The organism is Allobranchiibius sp. CTAmp26 (assembly GCF_017565405.1).
Classification (GTDB): Bacteria; Actinomycetota; Actinomycetes; order Actinomycetales; family Dermatophilaceae; genus Allobranchiibius.
Window position 1 is genome coordinate 51,506 of the sequence record NZ_JAGEKR010000024.1, and the last position, 15,104, is coordinate 66,609.

15 protein-coding genes and 1 tRNA gene are annotated in these 15,104 nt (G+C 68.9%); 8 read left to right on the top strand and 8 right to left on the bottom strand.

What is annotated here, in order from left to right; all coding sequences use genetic code 11:
* Window positions 1–17: 17 nt before the first annotated feature.
* The 3 genes from J4030_RS16455 to J4030_RS16465 form a co-directional block, all read right to left on the bottom strand.
* On the bottom strand, window positions 18–896 hold the full coding sequence (locus J4030_RS16455; protein WP_243763498.1) for an aldo/keto reductase: 879 nt from the start codon (window positions 894–896) through the stop codon (window positions 18–20).
* Between the two features lie 89 nt (window positions 897–985).
* On the bottom strand, window positions 986–2,002 hold the full coding sequence (locus J4030_RS16460) for an aldo/keto reductase (RefSeq protein WP_208050327.1): 1,017 nt from the start codon (window positions 2,000–2,002) through the stop codon (window positions 986–988).
* Window positions 2,002–2,427, bottom strand: coding sequence for a cupin domain-containing protein (locus tag J4030_RS16465; RefSeq protein WP_208050328.1), 426 nt, complete (start codon window positions 2,425–2,427; stop codon window positions 2,002–2,004). The genes J4030_RS16460 and J4030_RS16465 overlap by 1 nt, the downstream gene beginning before the upstream one ends.
* Window positions 2,428–2,825: 398 nt before the next feature.
* On the opposite strand from J4030_RS16465, the gene J4030_RS16470 reads away from it, so the two are divergent.
* Window positions 2,826–4,238 carry an HNH endonuclease signature motif containing protein gene (locus J4030_RS16470; RefSeq protein WP_208050329.1) on the top strand — a complete coding sequence of 471 codons (1,413 nt, stop codon included), beginning with the start codon at window positions 2,826–2,828 and terminating at the stop codon, window positions 4,236–4,238.
* A gap of 8 nt (window positions 4,239–4,246) precedes the next feature.
* Here the strand turns inward: J4030_RS16470 and J4030_RS16475 are convergent, their stop codons facing one another.
* Entirely contained in the window at window positions 4,247–5,041 is a 795-nt protein-coding gene (locus J4030_RS16475) for a DUF4118 domain-containing protein (RefSeq protein WP_208050330.1), read from the bottom strand.
* Window positions 5,042–5,232: 191 nt separating this feature from the next.
* Between J4030_RS16475 and J4030_RS16480 the strand changes: the two genes are divergently transcribed.
* Window positions 5,233–6,054, top strand: a complete 822-nt coding sequence (locus J4030_RS16480) for a M55 family metallopeptidase (RefSeq protein WP_208050331.1) — start codon at window positions 5,233–5,235, stop codon at window positions 6,052–6,054.
* Here J4030_RS16480 and J4030_RS16485 read toward each other — a convergent pair.
* Entirely contained in the window at window positions 6,029–6,805 is a 777-nt protein-coding gene (locus J4030_RS16485) for a methyltransferase domain-containing protein (RefSeq protein ID WP_307864757.1), read from the bottom strand. The genes J4030_RS16480 and J4030_RS16485 overlap by 26 nt on opposite strands.
* Window positions 6,806–6,960: 155 nt before the next feature.
* On the bottom strand, window positions 6,961–7,452 hold the full coding sequence (locus J4030_RS18370; protein WP_307864747.1) for a GNAT family N-acetyltransferase: 492 nt from the start codon (window positions 7,450–7,452) through the stop codon (window positions 6,961–6,963).
* Window positions 7,453–7,596: 144 nt separating this feature from the next.
* On the opposite strand from J4030_RS18370, the gene J4030_RS16495 reads away from it, so the two are divergent.
* The 3 genes from J4030_RS16495 to J4030_RS16505 all read left to right on the top strand — a co-directional run bounded on the left by J4030_RS16495 (window position 7,597) and on the right by J4030_RS16505 (window position 11,456).
* Window positions 7,597–9,057 (top strand): cytosine permease, encoded by a 1,461-nt coding sequence (locus tag J4030_RS16495; protein ID WP_208050333.1) that lies wholly within the window; start codon window positions 7,597–7,599, stop codon window positions 9,055–9,057.
* Entirely contained in the window at window positions 9,054–10,484 is a 1,431-nt protein-coding gene (locus tag J4030_RS16500; RefSeq protein ID WP_208050334.1) for an amidase, read from the top strand. Before J4030_RS16495 ends, J4030_RS16500 begins: the two co-directional genes overlap by 4 nt.
* 180 nt (window positions 10,485–10,664) lie before the next feature.
* The gene (locus tag J4030_RS16505) at window positions 10,665–11,456 is read left to right on the top strand and encodes a LytR C-terminal domain-containing protein (RefSeq protein WP_208050335.1); all 792 of its coding nucleotides are present in this window, start codon (window positions 10,665–10,667) and stop codon (window positions 11,454–11,456) included.
* A 21-nt stretch (window positions 11,457–11,477) separates the two neighbouring features.
* Here J4030_RS16505 and J4030_RS16510 read toward each other — a convergent pair whose 3' ends face one another.
* Window positions 11,478–13,058, bottom strand: coding sequence for a helicase HerA-like domain-containing protein (locus tag J4030_RS16510; protein ID WP_208050336.1), 1,581 nt, complete (start codon window positions 13,056–13,058; stop codon window positions 11,478–11,480).
* A 72-nt stretch (window positions 13,059–13,130) separates the two neighbouring features.
* Here J4030_RS16510 and J4030_RS16515 point away from each other — a divergent pair, with 72 nt between their 5' ends.
* Complete coding sequence (locus J4030_RS16515) at window positions 13,131–13,424, top strand: type II toxin-antitoxin system VapB family antitoxin (protein ID WP_208050337.1); 294 nt, start codon at window positions 13,131–13,133, stop codon at window positions 13,422–13,424.
* Window positions 13,421–13,921 (top strand): LytR C-terminal domain-containing protein, encoded by a 501-nt coding sequence (locus J4030_RS18610; RefSeq protein ID WP_208050338.1) that lies wholly within the window; start codon window positions 13,421–13,423, stop codon window positions 13,919–13,921. Before J4030_RS16515 ends, J4030_RS18610 begins: the two co-directional genes overlap by 4 nt.
* A gap of 22 nt (window positions 13,922–13,943) precedes the next feature.
* On the opposite strand, the gene J4030_RS16525 is transcribed toward J4030_RS18610, so the two are convergent.
* Complete coding sequence (locus tag J4030_RS16525; protein ID WP_208050339.1) at window positions 13,944–14,489, bottom strand: hypothetical protein; 546 nt, start codon at window positions 14,487–14,489, stop codon at window positions 13,944–13,946.
* A gap of 344 nt (window positions 14,490–14,833) precedes the next feature.
* Between J4030_RS16525 and J4030_RS16530 the strand changes: the two genes are divergently transcribed.
* Window positions 14,834–14,923, top strand: a tRNA-Ser gene (locus J4030_RS16530).
* Window positions 14,924–15,104: the final 181 nt, after the last annotated feature.

Genomic DNA, 15,104 nt, shown 5'->3' on the forward strand with positions numbered 1-15,104 from the left:
CCGGGCCGGGCGTTCGGTCAGGCCTCGGGGATGTCGCGGCCGAAGCTCTCCAGGGTGATGGCGGTGGGCTCGGGGCCGCCACGCCGGTCGGTGTCCAGGGCGTCGATGGCCACGATCTGGTCATCGCTGAGCTCGAAGTCGAAGACGTCGAAGTTCTCCGAGATGCGCTGCGGCTTGGTCGATTTCGGAATCACCGAGCGACCCTCCTGCAGATGCCAGCGCAGCATCACCTGGGCAGGCGACTTCCCGTGCGCCTGCGCGATGTCGCCGATCACCGGGTCCTGCAGGGTGCTGGTGTGCTCGCCGTCGCGGTAGAACGTGATCCCGCCGATGGGCGACCACGCCTGGGTGAGGATGCCGTGCTCCGCACCGAAGGCCTGCACCTCCCGCTGCTGGAAGTAGGGGTGCAGTTCGATCTGATTGACCGCGGGCACCACGGTGGCCTTCTCCATCAATGCGGTGAGGTGCTCGACCATGAAGTTGCTGACCCCGATCGCGCGGACCCGGCCGTCGGCCAGCAGCTTCTCCAGCGCCCGATAGGCCTGCTGGGTCTTCTCGAAGTCCGAGGGCAGTGCCTGGTGCAGGATCAGCAGGTCGAGCTGCTCCACACCGAGCTTGCCGGCGCTCTTGTCGAACGCGTGCAGAGTCTCGTCGTACCCGTAGTCGCTGATCCACACCTTCGTCTCGACGAAGACGTCGTCGCGTGCGAGCGCCGAGTCTCGGACGGCCTCACCGACCTCGCGTTCGTTGCCGTACGCCGCTGCGGTGTCGATGTGCCGGTATCCCGTCGCCAGTGCCGCTGCGACCGCGTTGCGGGTCTCATCGGCGGGGGTCTGGAACACGCCCAGCCCGATGGCGGGCATGCGCACGTCGTTGTTCAGGGTCAGCTCTTGCATGGTTCTCTCCTTGCTCGGGATGTCATCGGGTCGACGGAGGGCGTTTCCCGCCGCGGATGCGACCCGCGTTCGCGTCGGAGACGACGTGGTCAGCGACGCCGCGCGGCTGCGACGAGTTCGTGCTCGCCGTAACTGTTGTCGTCCGGGTTGACGGTCACGCCGGGCGCGACGATCGCGTCGATCCGGTCGAGCACGTCATCGGTGAGGGTGAGGTCGGCGGCGGGCAGGTAGGACTGCAGCTGTTCCATCGTGCGCGGTCCGACGATCGCGGAGGTGACGCCGGGGTGGTTGACGACGAACGCGATCGCCAGCTCGATCATGCTCACCCCGGCCTGCTCGGCGAGCTGGGCCAGGTCCTCGACGATGTCGAGTTTCCGCTGGTTCGCGGGGACGTTCATGTCGAAGCGGGCACTCGGGCGGGCGCTGGACGTCGGCGCCGACGCGGCGTCCTTGCGCCACCTGCCGGAGAGCCACCCGCCACCGAGCGGGCTGTAGGTCAGCGTGCCCATGCCGTATCGACGCGTGGTCGGGAGCACATCCTCGTCGATGCCGCGCACGAGGATCGAGTACGGCGGCTGCTCCGTGACGAACCGCTCCAGGTTGCGCTCCCGGGCGGCCCACTGGGCTTGCACGATCTGCGACCCGGAGAACGAGGAGGAGCCGATGTAGCGCACCTTCCCCGCGTGCACCAGGTCCGACAGTGCGCCCAGGGTCTCCTCGACGTCGATCTCCGGGGTGGGTCGGTGCACCTGGTAGAGGTCGATGTGGTCGGTCTTCAACCGCCGCAGGGAGTTCTCGACCTCGCGGATGATCCACCGACGCGAACCGCCGCGCTGATTGGGGCTTTCACCCATCGGCATGAAGAACTTGGTGGCCAACACGACGTCGTCACGTCGGCCCTGCAACGCAGCACCGACGATCTCCTCCGAGACGCCTGCTGAGTACACGTCCGCGGTGTCGACGAAGTTGATCCCGGCGTCGAGGGCGGCGTGGATGATGCGGGTCGCATCGGCCGTGTCGTCGTTGCCCCAGGGTCCGAACATCATGGCGCCCAGGCAGAGGGGGCTGACCTGCACGCCGGTGCGGCCGAGTGAGCGGTACTCCATCAGTGACTCCCTGAGGCGGTAGCAGCGGCCTCGGCCGCGGCGTACTGCTCGTCGGTGACCGGGTCCAACCAGGTCGTCGCGTCCGTGTCCCCGCTCGCGTCCAGGATCGCGTAGTGGCACATCATGTGGTCGGCGGTGCCGCCGTGGAAGTGCTCCTCGCCGGCCGGTGTCCAGACGCTTTCCCCCGCCTGAAGCAGGATCGTGCGCCCGTCGCGGGTGCCGACCAGGCCGATGCCGTCGGTGCACACGAGCAGCTGCCCGTGGGCGTGGGAGTGCCAATTGGTACGCGCTCCGGGCGTGAAACGCACGTGCCCGCAGACCAATTGGGACGTGCCATCGCCGTTGAACAGCGGGTCCATCCACACGTCGCCGGTGAAGTTCTCCGCGGGTGTCTTGACGGTCGCGGCGCGGGGGTTCTTGTTCATGAGTGTCTCCGTCTCCTCTGCTGGCCGACGTGCTCAGCACACCACCGTCGCGGGGGTGCTCCGAGCCCCGGTCCGGTCCTGGCTCACCGCCGGACGTTCCACCCGACCACCATTGCACCGGTCAGCACCGACCGCCGGAGTGGGCACCTGCGGGCTGTCGTCCACGCACAGCAGGTGTCACATATGTCGCATTCGTGCCACGGCATGGCAACCGGGTGGTGCGGTGTGTGGAAAACTCCGAAACCGTCCATCTCGATGCAAGGGGGATGTGGATAACGGGGCTCGAATGATCAACATTCACAGCATTTTTCGTAATATTTACCCTTGTCAGGGATATCGAACACGCGTATGATTCAGAATGTAGGGAAGAGGTAGGAGCAGCGATCGCAGGAGGGGTCATGGCGCAGTCGACAACCGACACGCGGGTGCCCGCGGTGCCGGGGACGGGTGTCCGGCTGCTGTCGCTGCTGAGGGAGTTCAAGACCGCGTTGGATGAGTGGCCCGCTGCGCTGTACCAGTTGGATGAGACCGAGCTGGGCGAGGTCGTCGGGTCGATGCTGCAGATCGGAACACGGGGAGAAAACGTTGCCGCCCTGGCCACCTCCGACGCGTTGAACCGGGGCACCGTCTCCAACTCCACCGCCACCGGAGCACCCGCCTGGGTCGCTCAGCAGACCGCCGGCGTGGAACCGACCGTCGTACGCCGGGTCGGCGCCGTGGGGGTCGAATGCGCCGACCCGCGGAACAAGGTCGTGGCCGATGCGTTGGCGACCGGGTCGGCGAGCGTGCCGGTCGCGGCGGCCGCGCTGCGTGAGGTGCCACAGATACTGCCAAAACTGCCCACCGCGGATCGCGACGACCTGCTGGGTCGTTACCTGTCGTTGTCCGACCACGGCGCACGGACCCTGCGGGAGTTGAGCACCCGGATCCTAGGCGAATACGCGCCGGAGCAACTGGCCCACAACGAGGAACGCCAGCAGGACTGTGAGTCGGTGTACTGGGCCGACCTGCCCTCCGGGCTGACCCGGTTCGTCGCCGAACTGTCCGGTGGGCACGCCGCCGTCGTCAAACACGCGCTCCGCGCTCTGTCCGCACCCGCGCCACAGACCTGCTCGACCAGCACCAACGAGGATCCCGCGCCGCTGGAGACCGGGGCCGGCGCGCCCGAGCGAGACTCCCGTACCCCTGCCAAGCGCCGGGCGGATGCCCTCGTGCGACTGGTCGACACCGCGGCCGGGGTGCTGGACGGCACCAGCCCGCGGTCTGTCGGGGAGTTCGGCGGGACCGCGAAGATCCTGGTCACCATGGACTACGCGACCTTGTACGAGGGGCTTCGCGAGGCCGGCCGACTCGACCAATTCGGTTCACGAGGCAGCGGATCCGATCCGACGTACCTGCCGGGGATCGGCGACACCACCGACGGGGACTACCTCGACGCGGGCACCCTGCGTCGATTGGCCTGCGATGCGGACCTGATCCCCGCCGTCCTCGGCGGCGACTCCGAACCACTCGACGTCGGCCGTGCGAAACGCCTCTTCACCGGTGGCTTACGGACCGCGATCATCCACCGAGACAAAGGCTGTACCTTTCCCGGCTGCGACCGGCCACCCGACTGGTGCGAGGCCCACCATGTGACCCCGTGGTGGGCCGGCGGAAAGACCAATCTCGCCAACGCAGCACTGCTCTGCGCCAGGCACCACACCATCGTCCACCGCGACCTACTCACCGCCCAGGTCACCAGCGCCGGCGTCACCTGGGACCTCACCCCCGGCCTGATGCCCTCCCGACCCGGCCAGACTCCAGCAGCCTGACGCGCGGGTCAGTCCGTGCGCACTGTGCTCGCTGTACCGAACGCGCCCGCGACCTGATCCGCGAGCAGGACCGCGACGCGGCACTGTTCGGCGCTGGGGTGGCTCACGTAGGTCGCAGCGGTCACCCGGAAGTAGCCGAGGACCGTCTGCCCCCGCCGCACCAGGATGGCGGCGTACTCCTCGGTCGGCAGCCCGACCCGACTGGCCTCGGCCCGGTGCCCGGCGCGGACCACGGTGCCGTCCTCTTCCAGAACGGCGATCCGCGCGTCCCGGAGCGGGCCGTCGACGAACGTGCACCGCTCGGCGTCTAGGGTATCGGCGATCTGCCGAGCCGCGATCTGAGTGATCGTCGGGGTGGGCGTGCCGCCCTCCCTAATCGCCGCGGCGCTCGAGAGCAACCCGTCGAGGTATCCCGAGCGGCGGGCGGCCCGCGCCTGCTGGCGGTGGCCCCACAACGCGAGCTCGGTGACGGAGACACCGATGAGCACGAGCAGCACCGTCGCGACGATGTGGGCGGTGCCGGAGATCGCGAACCGGTGGTAGGGCCGGGTGAGGAAGAAGTCGAACCAGATGCCACCGGAGACGGCGGCGATCAACGCCGCCACCCGGTCAGCGGTGGCGGCGGCCAGCACGACCCACAGCACGAGCACGAGGACCGCGATGACCGGCGTGACATCCCTGCGGCCCGCGGAGAGCAGCGCGCAGGTCACGAGCGGGACGAGCGCCGCACCGACCCGGACGGCCCCTGTCCACCACCCCGCCTGGGCCCACGCCGACGGTTCGAGACGTACGCGGCCGGCCATCACGATCACTCTCTCCCACGATCAGGGACACCCTGCTCCGTGTTCCTCCACCCACCAGTGTGATCTCGATCGGGCGGCCCGGAAACCCTGTGGGGCATCAAGATTCGTTAATGGTGTGACAGTGTGCTCAGCAGTGGCGTCTCCGTCGGTCCGGGAGTGGGCGCCCATCCCAGGCTGGGTCGGAGGCTGTCGTGCGGGTGCTGGTCTCGGTCGACATGGAGGGCGTCGCCGGGGTCGTGGACCCACAGGACATCAGTCCCGGCAACGCGGAGTACGAACGCAACCGCGGGTACATGACGGACGAGGCGAGCGCCGCCGTACGCGGGGTGCTGGCGCACGACCCCGCCGCCGAGGTGGTGGTCTGCGACGCGCACGCGCAGTTCCGCAATCTGATCCCCGATCGCCTCGAGCAGGGGTGCACTCTGCTGCGGGGTTCTCCCCGGCGTCTCGCGATGATGACCGGCATCGAGCGCGGGGTGGACGCGGTCTGCTTCGTCGGTTACCACGGCAGGGCCGGGACGCCGGATTCGGTGCTGGCCCACACGATCAGCGGAGGCGTCATCGCGAACGTCCGATGCGACGGTCGCGAGCTGGGCGAGCTCGGACTGAACGCCGCGCTGGCGTCGTTCCACGGTGCCGTCCCGGTGCTCGCGACCGGCGACGACACTCTCGCCGCCGAGGCCGCATCGGTCGTGCCGGGAATCACGACGGTCATGGTGAAGCGGGCGGTGGCGAACCGGGCCGCCGAAGGGTTGCATCCGCGGGAGTCGTGCCGTCGCATCGAGGCCGCCGCGCAGGCCGCTCTCGCCCACCCCGAGGTGGTCCATGCCCCGGTGTTCCAGGGCCCGGTGGACCTCGAGGTGGACGTCCTGCGGCCGTCGATGACCGAGCGCGCGCTGGGCATCCCGGGTGTCGAACGCCGCGCCCCGCTCACGCTGGGCTTCACCGCGGCGGACTTCGGCGCGGCGTACGACCTCATCGAGGTGTTCACCGTCCTAGCGGCAGCCCCGTGACGGCAGTGGCGACGTAGTAGGTGCGGTCCAGGAAGTAGCGACCGGTCGCGGCTCGTTCACGCAGATCGTCGAGGAGCCGAGTGCCGTCGGCTTCGCTCAGTGCCCCCGTGCGCACCAGCTCTCGGGTCGCCGGCCGTATCAGCCACTCGAACGCCGCGCCCAGATCACGCGAGATCTGCACCCGCGGAACGACCTCGACCTGCTCGAATCCGTGCGCGGCCAGTCGCCAGGTCAACTCACGCACGATCAGCCCGTGGTGCATCTGATCGCACAGCAAGTGGGTGAACCGGCGCCCGAGGTCTCGGTCGGTCACCGCTAGACACGTGCTGTCCCAATCCCACTCCGCGATGGCCACGCGTCCCTCGGGCGCGAGCACCCGACGCATCTCGTCGAGGGCCGTCCAGGGATCGCTCAGGTGAAGCATCAGCTGGGTGGCCGTCACGCGATCGAACGAGGCGTCGGGAAAGGGAAGGTCGTAGACGTCGGCGACGCGGAAGGAGAGGTTGGTCTGATCGACCGAGGACAGCTGCCTGGCGCGCTCGATCAGTTGGGTGCTGAGGTCGGTTCCAGTGGCCTCGCCCGGGGCGACCAACGGCGCCATGACCCGCAGGTAGTCGCCGGTCCCGCATCCCACGTCGAGCAACCGAAGGCCCGGACGCAGCGCAAGAGCACCGAAGGCCGTGGCCGGGTCCCGACGAGCCTCGTCGAGCTCTTGCGCTCGGGTCGCTGCAAGGAGGCTCGCGTAGACGATGGATCACTGGTCTGATCGACCCTGGTCCAACTCCTGCCGAAGTTCGTCATCGGGACGCGATCCGCCATGACAGCACCCTCTCCGGGGCTGCACGTCGGGCACGGCGCCCCGATTCGACGGGCGGATTCTACGCCGGCATGCCGCTGCGTCTGGGGTCAGAGCGCCTTCACCATGAGCAGGCAGGGGTTGCCCTCCCACAGCTCGAGCAGTTCCTCCAACGAGGCGAATCCTCGCCGTCGGTAGAACCGGCGGGTCGCTTCGTAGTGCTCGTCCGGCCGGCTGGGACCGAGGGTCTTGACCTGCAGGTAACGCACGCCGTCGACCCGTAGTCGCGCCTCAGCGGCATCGAGCAACCGGGTTCCGATGCCGGCGCCCCGGTACGCCGCGTCGACGGCCATCAGGTAGACCTCGGCGGCGTCGGCGAAGTGCGTCGTGGTGAGCAGTACGCCGACCGTCCGATCGCCGGACACCGCGAGATAGGAGGGCATCGATCCCGCTGCCTCGATGTAGTGCTCGTTCGACGCGGGGATCCCGAACCACTCGGGCAGCGATGCCAGGATGCGCCGCACCGCCTCCGAATCGTTCGATCGAACGACCCGGGCGCCGCCGGCATCGGGCCTCACGCTGCCGGTCTTCGGATTGGGCACCGGACGATCCGAGCAGGCTGACCCGCGCCGACGCAAGCGGTTTCGTCGTCGTTCGCGCGGCGTCTGGGGCGCTCCCTTCACCCCGTGACGCGCGGCGCATGTAATACCCAGCAGTAACAATGCATTTCGCGGGAGAGTATGCCCATGACGCAGACCACCGAACCCACGCAGCGGGCCGGCGGGATCGAATCCCGCTCGATCGACTACGTGCCGCTCACCGAGCGGCACGGCAAGCTGTGGCACCTCGGCCCGCTGTGGTTCATGTCGAACGCGCAGATCGCGACCCTGGCGGTCGGCCTCATCAGCATCACCGAGGGCGCGACCCTCGCGTGGTCGATCATCGCCATCATCGTCGGCACGCTGCTGGGCACGCTCTTCATGGCGTTCCACTCCGCGCAGGGCCCGCAGCTCGGCCTGCCGCAGATGATCCAGTCGCGGCCGCAGTTCGGCTACCTCGGGGCACTGCTGGTCTGGCTGTTCGCCTACGTGCAGTACGCCGGGTTCAACGTCTTCAACACCGTGCTCGCCAGCGAGTCCATGTCCAAGAGCACCGGCACGTCGTGGATCAAGCCGTGGCACGTGATCATCACCGTGATCGGCGTCGCGATCGCGATCATCGGCTACGACCTGATCCACCGGGCGGAGCAGTTCCTGACCTACGCGATGCTGATCGTCTTCGGCATCGTCACGATCGTGCTCTTCACGTTGCACTACCCGGCCGGCACGTTCGATCTGGGGCACTTCCAGGCGGCCCCGTTCTTCGGTCAGTTCGGCGTGGTCGCCGGGTACCAGATCAGCTGGGCTATCTACGTCTCCGACTACTCGCGCTACCTGCCGCCGGACGTCACGGTGCGCAAGACCTTCTACTGGACCTACGGCGGATCGGCCATCGGGGGCGCCTGGATGATGGTCATCGGCGCCACGCTCGCAGCGTGGAAGGGAAAGGACTTCAGCGGCAATGCGATTCCCGAGCTCAAGCAGGTGGGTGACCACTTCTTCCACGGGTTCGGCGACGTCGTGCTGATCCTCGCGGCGCTGGGACTGATCTCGGTCATCGCGCTCAACATGTACGGCGGGTCGCTCACCCTGATCAGCGCCGTGGACTCCTTCTCCAAGGTCAAGCCCACCCTCGGCATCCGGATCGCCACCATCGCCTTCACCGCAGTGCTGTCCCTGCTCGGCGCACTGGTCGCGACGGCGAACTTCCTCAGCGACTTCAACAACTTCCTGTTGTTGGTGCTCTATCTGTTCATCCCCTGGACGGCGGTCAACCTGGTCGACTACTACGTCGTCCGCCGTGGCCACTACGCGATCGCGGAGATCTTCAAGCCGAACGGCATGTACGGCCGGTGGGGCTGGCCGGGCATCGTGTCCTACCTGGTCGGATTCCTCGCGATGACACCGTTCTTCGTGGTGGGCACGCTCTACACCGGATTCATCGCCAAGTCCCTCCACGACGTGGACATCTCCTTCTTCATCGGGTTGCCGGTCGCCGGACTCCTCTACTGGTTCCTGGCCCGCAACATCGACGTCGAGGCCGAGACCCGGGTCGCCCGTGAGGAGCAGGACGAGCTGGAGCGGGCGGCGGTGCAGGGCACCCTGTGAGGACTGCCTGGGAGATCGCCGACGCGATCGCGGCCGGCAGTCTGAGCGCGGTGACCGCGGCGCGGGAGTGTCTCGCGGCGATCGAGGAGTACGACGGTGACGTCAACGCGTACACCGTCGTGCTCCGCGACGAGGCGCTGACGAAAGCCGCGGACGTCGACCGGCGGATCGCCGCGGGCGAGCGCCTGGGCCCGCTGGCCGGCGTACCGGTGTCGATCAAGGACCAGATCTGGCTGGCCGGCGCTCCGGCCACCAACGGCTCCCGCGTGCTCGCCGACTTCCGGCCGGGCACGTCCGCCGTGGCGGTCGACCGGTTGCTGCAGGCGGACGCCGTCGTCCTCGGCAAGACCAACAACCCGGAGTTCTGCTACCGCGGCGTCACGACCAACGAACTGTTCGGCACCACCCGCAACCCACGGGATCTGAGCCGTACGACCGGCGGTTCCAGCGGTGGAGCCGCAGCGTCGATCGCTTCGGGCATGGCGCACCTGGCCCTCGGTAGCGACGGCGGCGGTTCGATCCGCATCCCGTCGGCGTTCTGCGGGGTGGCCGGACTCAAACCGACGTACGGGCTGGTACCGACCACGCCGGGGTTCCGCGGGTGGCCGAGCCTGTCGGTCGTCGGCCCGATCGCCTCGAACGTGCACGACCTGGCGCTGGCCATGACCGTGCTGGCGGGGCCGGCACCGGAGGATCCGACCAGCGTGGCGCCGCCTCGTCCCCTGGACTTCCTCGGTGCGGCACACACCGCTTCGCTGGACGGGCTGCGCATCGCCGCCTCCCCCACGCTCGGCTTCGCCGAGCTGGACGACGACGTGCGGGGGGCCTTCGAGCGGGCCCTGGACACCCTGCGCCGGTCGGGCGCCACGATCGACCTGGCCCACCCCGACCCGGTCGACGTGTGCGCTCTCTGGGACGCGACCGGGCTGCCCGAGGGCAACGCGGCCCAGGGGCAGCTGCTCGCCGACCGACCCGACCTCATCGGCGCCGACGCCGCCGCCATCATCGAGGCCGGCGCGGGCATCAGCGCACGCGACTACCTGGACGCGCAGGCCGCCCGTAGCCGTTTCACCACCTCCTGGCTGCGGTTCCTGTCGGAGTACGACGTGCTGCTCACCCCGACCCTCCCCGTGACCGCCTTCGCCGCCGACCGGCTCGGCCCGGCGACGGTGGGCGGCCGGGCGGTCCCGGACGGATTCGACGCATGGTGCGCGCTGCTGCTGCCCGCGAATCTCGCCGGGCTGCCCGCTGCCAGCGTGCCGATCAGCCCGCCCGGTGCGCTGCCGGTCGGGATGCAGGTCGTCGGCACCCGGTTCGCCGACGACGTCGTGGTGCGGGCGGCCGCCGCGATCGAGCGACTTGTCGCAGGTCCGGACGCCGCGTCCTCGGAGCGGCACGGGGGCCGCGCCGGTTCCGCGCAGGCCTGAGCGCTCGACCGGCCACCACCCTCGTGGCACCGGGAAAACCGCGTCACCCTGCGTTCATCTCTCCGCTCTAGGCTGGTCGGGTCACAAGAGGGAAACGGTTGGCGCGCCGACTTCAGGATCGGCGCGCGGGACGTCACACTGGGGACCGGGTCAGACAGTCACAAGGGGCAGACAGGCATCATGCGTACCAGGGGGCGACTCGCCCTTCTCACCACGGCCGGACTTGCGGCCGCCTCGATGCTGCTCGCGGGGTGTGGTGACCAGGAGGCCGCTCCCGCCAAGAAGGTCGTCTGCACGACCACTCCCACGCCGAGCGCGCCGATCCCCGCGTCCTACATCCACGTCAACGTGCTCAACGCATCCGACACCCAGGGCCTCGCGGGGCAGGTCGGCACCGCACTCTCGTGGCGCGGCTTCCAGGTCATCGGCACGGCGAGCGACCCGCAGGACGACAACCGGCCGACGCCGACGTACGCCGAGATCCGTTACGGCGCAGGCGCTTACCAGATGGCGCTGACGCTGGCGACCCAGGTGCAGCACGCCAAGCTCTACAACGACGGTCGCAACAACCCGTCGATCGACCTCGTGCTCGGGCCGTCCTTCCAGCTCGCCGCGCTGCCCCCGCCGGCCGCCAAGAGCGTGACCGTCAACGTCTACAACACGACTGCCCGGTCCGGCCTCGCGACCACGGTCGGCAAGGAGTTGCGCGCCCGCGGCTTCAAGACCGACCGGGTGGGCAACGACCCGCTGGGCAGCTTCAACCCGGAGTTGATCGCGATCGTGCGGTACGGCGCCAGGGGCGAGCCCGCGGCCCGTCGCGTGGCGCTGTCGGTCAAGGGCGCCAAGCTCGTGCTCGACGGGCGCACCGACTCCTCAGTCGACCTGGTGCTGGACTACCGGTTCACGGGGCTGGTGCCCGCCGCGCAGGCGACGGCCGCGCCGATGCCCAAGCCCAGCCGCACCTGCTCCTGACCGGGCGAAGACCCCTGGCGCTCAGCGGCGCCGGCGGGCGGTCCCGAACAAGCTGCGGGTGATCTCCCGGCCCAGAGCCGACCCCGCCGACCGCATCATCGACTTGAACGCCGGCGAGCTCGCCACATTCGCGATCATGCCCTTGTCCTCCTTGCCGCGCGGTGCGGGGCGGGGCGCCTCCTGCGGGGCCTGCGCAGGCTGTCCACCGCCTGAAGGGGCAGGAGCAGGTGCCTCCTGCGGGGTGGGCGCCTGCTGGAGCTTCGCGTTCAGCATCTCGTACGCCGACTCGCGATCGATCGCCTCCGCGTACTTGCCGACGATCGAGGATCCGCTGACCGTGGCGTCGATCGTCGCGTCCGGGCTGGGCGCCATCAGAGACTGAGGCGCGCGCATCCGGGTCCAGGCGACCGGGGTCGGCGCGCCGTTCTCCGACAGCACCGTCACCACGCCCTCACCGGTGCCGAGCTGGGTGAGCAGCTCCTCCAGGTCGTAGGAGCTGTGCGGGAACGTCTGCACGGTCGCCTTGAGCGCCTTGGCGTCGTCGGGGGTGAAGGCGCGCAGCGCGTGCTGCACCCGGTTGCCCAGCTGCGCCAGCACGTCGTTCGGGACGTCCTTCGGGGTCTGGGTGACGAAGAAGATGCCGACACCCTTGGACCGGATGAGCCGGACCGTCTGCTGGATGGCGTCCAGGAACGCCTTGGAGGCGTCGTCGAAGAGCAGGTGCGCCTCGTCGAAGAAGAAGACCAGCTTGGGCTTGTCGATGTCTCCGACCTCGGGCAGGTCGTGGAAGAGGTCGGCGAGCAGCCACATGAGGAACGTCGAGAAGAGGGCGGGCTTGTCCTGGACCGCCGCGAGCTCCAGGCAGCTGACGACCCCGCGACCGTCGGAGGAGGTGCGCAGCAGGTCCGCGGTGTCGAACTCCGGCTCACCGAAGAACGCGTCGGCACCCTGATCGCTGAACGCCACCAGATTGCGCAGGATCACCCCCGCCGTCGCCGAGGAGAGCCCGCCGAGGCCCTCCAGGTCCGCCTTGCCGTCCTTGGAGGTCAGGTGGGAGATGACGGCCTGCAGGTCCTTCAGATCCAGCAACGACATGCCCTGGCTGTCGGCCCAGTGGAAGACCAGCCCGAGGCTGGACTCCTGGGTGTCGTTCAGCCCCAGCACCTTCGACAGCAGGGTCGGCCCGAAGGAAGTGATGGTCGCCCGGATCGGCACGCCCTTGCCGAGGCCCGCGAGCGCGTAGAACTCCGTCGGGTACGCCGACGGCGTCCACTGCTGGCCGATGTCGGTCGTGCGCGCGGTGACCCGGTCACCAGGTTGACCGGCGGTCGCCACCCCCGACAGGTCCCCTTTGATGTCGGCGAGGAAGACGGGCACGCCCTGGGCGCTCAGCTGCTCGGCCATCAACTGCAGGGTCTTGGTCTTGCCGGTGCCGGTCGCACCCGCGACCAGGCCGTGACGGTTCATCATCGACAGCGGCAACCGGACCGGGACGTCGGGATGCGCCTTCCCGTCGACCACTGCGGCCCCGAGCTCGAGTGCGGCGCCGGAGAAGCCGTAACCGGCCTTGATCTGGGCGAGGGCGTCTTCCGAGGTGGTCATGCAAGCGACGATAGCGGCGTGGGAGCGGTCGGCTGCGAAGATTCGGTCACTGACCGCCGTAGCATCGAGCCCGTGATCTTCAAGGCTGTCGGGGAGGGGCGCCCCTATCCCGAACACGGGCTGGCGACGCCTGCCGACTGGAGCGTGGTGGCACCCCGCATCGTGCGCCTGGAGCACCTGATCACCACCAAGCGCACGCTCGACCTGGCGCTCGTCCTCGCGGTCGATTCCACGTTCTACGGCGACATCTTCGCCCATGTCGTCGCGTGGGGCGACGATCTCTACCTGGAGGACGGTCTGCATCGGGCGCTGCGCGCTGCGCTGCAGCAACGACCGGTCCTGCACGCCAGGGTGCTGGCGCTGTGAGCACCGCCAGCAACGGCCTGCAGGCCGCACGTCGGCGCCGTCGGATCCGCGCCACCGTCGTCCTCGTGATCGCCGCCGTCCTCGTGATCGCGGGCCTGGTGTACGCCGTCCGCAACATCAGCCCGCCGAGTGCCGCCCCGACAGGGCCGTCGACGCCGTCGTGCACCACCCTCGCCCTCCCCCAGGCGCTGGTGAAGCTCAACATCTACAACGCCTCCGACAGCAGTGGGAGCGCCCGCGACGTGGCCACGAAGTTCGCCTCCGGCGGTTTCGACATCGGCTCGATCAGCAACGACCCGTACAAGCAGAAGATCGACGGCGTCGCACAGATCCGCTTCGGCGCGACCGGCCAGGACTTCGCCAAGCGCTACGTCCTGCCGCGCGTCCCCGGCGCCACGCTCGCCCGCGACGGGCGCTCGGACTCCTCCGTCGACCTGGTGCTCGGCAAGGACTTCCGCGCCGACGTACCGACCGCGTCGCCCTCGACGACCTGCTGACAGCGCCGCACCGGGCCTGTCCTCAGCGACGTCGAGCTGGATCCAGCAGCGCCCGCAATTCGCGACCGAAGCCGATCTCCGGCCCGCCGATCAACTCGTACGAGCGATTGATGCCGATGAGAAGGCAGACGGTCACGAGGACAGCGACGCTGTGCGCGGCACCCGTGTCTTCACCATGGCTCTGAAGCACGATTCCTTGATCGAGCTGTACGACGAACAGTGCGGTGAGCCCGACCAGGAACAGCACGTCGCGCAGGTCGCGCCACCCGCGTGGGTGGAGCCGGATGAGAGAGACGACTGAGGCGGCAACAAAGATCAACCCGACGATGGAGACAGCCACCAGGGTATTGCCGATGGGCGTGCCGGGTATCAAGGCGAACAGCGCGACGGCAAGGGCATTCGTGAAGGCGGTCAATGCGGCGCGGGCACGAATGCGGTTGACCTGTTTTTCTGCCGTCTCGGCGAGGCGGTCCTTCGACACTGAGATGGCGACGAAAAGCAGTCCGATGAAGGCGCCAGCCACGCTGGCGCTGGCCACGAAGAAGTCGTGGAGGTCAGCGGGAATCACGCGCGAATTCCTTCGTCTCGAAATGTCGGCCCGACTGTGGGGATGACGATTCAGTGAGCGGTCGCACCCCACCGAGAACGGCTGCGGACGATCGTGCGGGCACTACGAGGGTAGGGGCAGCACATGGGCACCGCTGGAGGAACGAGGTCGTGCCGCTCGCGCGGTCCGGGGCGCGCCCGGCGCGCGCCCGCCCGCCAGAGGACCCACCGACTCCTCCATCGATCCCTGCTCAGCAAGGAGTTCCGCGCCGACGTACCGACCGCGTCGCCCTCGACGACCCGCTGACCGTCCGCGCCGGGCAACGGATTTCGTCACGACGGGACGCCTCGGGTACCCTCGTCGGCGGTGGCGTGTCCGAGCGGCCTAAGGAGCACGCCTCGAAAGCGTGTGTGGGGGTAACTCCACCGTGGGTTCAAATCCCACCGCCACCGCCAGCACGTAGGACGAAGCCCCGGGTAGCTGCCCGGGGCTTCGTCGTACGCCGTCCGCTTCGGCCGAGATGTCGATTACGGAGGGTGCGGCGGGCCGCAGACCCTCCCGAAGTGACATCTCGACGTGAGCAAGCACGCAGCGAACCCAGACAGACCCGCGGTGCTGCAGCTGCGCTCAGCGCGG

Coding starts and splice junctions, on each gene's coding strand:
- J4030_RS16470 (WP_208050329.1), top strand. CDS start 2,826: ATGGCGCAGTCGACAACCGACACGCGGGTGCCCGCGGTGCCGGGGACG.
- J4030_RS16465 (WP_208050328.1), bottom strand. CDS start 2,427: ATGAACAAGAACCCCCGCGCCGCGACCGTCAAGACACCCGCGGAGAAC.
- J4030_RS16505 (WP_208050335.1), top strand. CDS start 10,665: ATGCGTACCAGGGGGCGACTCGCCCTTCTCACCACGGCCGGACTTGCG.
- J4030_RS16495 (WP_208050333.1), top strand. CDS start 7,597: ATGACGCAGACCACCGAACCCACGCAGCGGGCCGGCGGGATCGAATCC.
- J4030_RS16460 (WP_208050327.1), bottom strand. CDS start 2,002: ATGGAGTACCGCTCACTCGGCCGCACCGGCGTGCAGGTCAGCCCCCTC.
- J4030_RS16510 (WP_208050336.1), bottom strand. CDS start 13,058: ATGACCACCTCGGAAGACGCCCTCGCCCAGATCAAGGCCGGTTACGGC.
- J4030_RS16475 (WP_208050330.1), bottom strand. CDS start 5,041: ATGGCCGGCCGCGTACGTCTCGAACCGTCGGCGTGGGCCCAGGCGGGG.
- J4030_RS16455 (WP_243763498.1), bottom strand. CDS start 896: ATGCAAGAGCTGACCCTGAACAACGACGTGCGCATGCCCGCCATCGGG.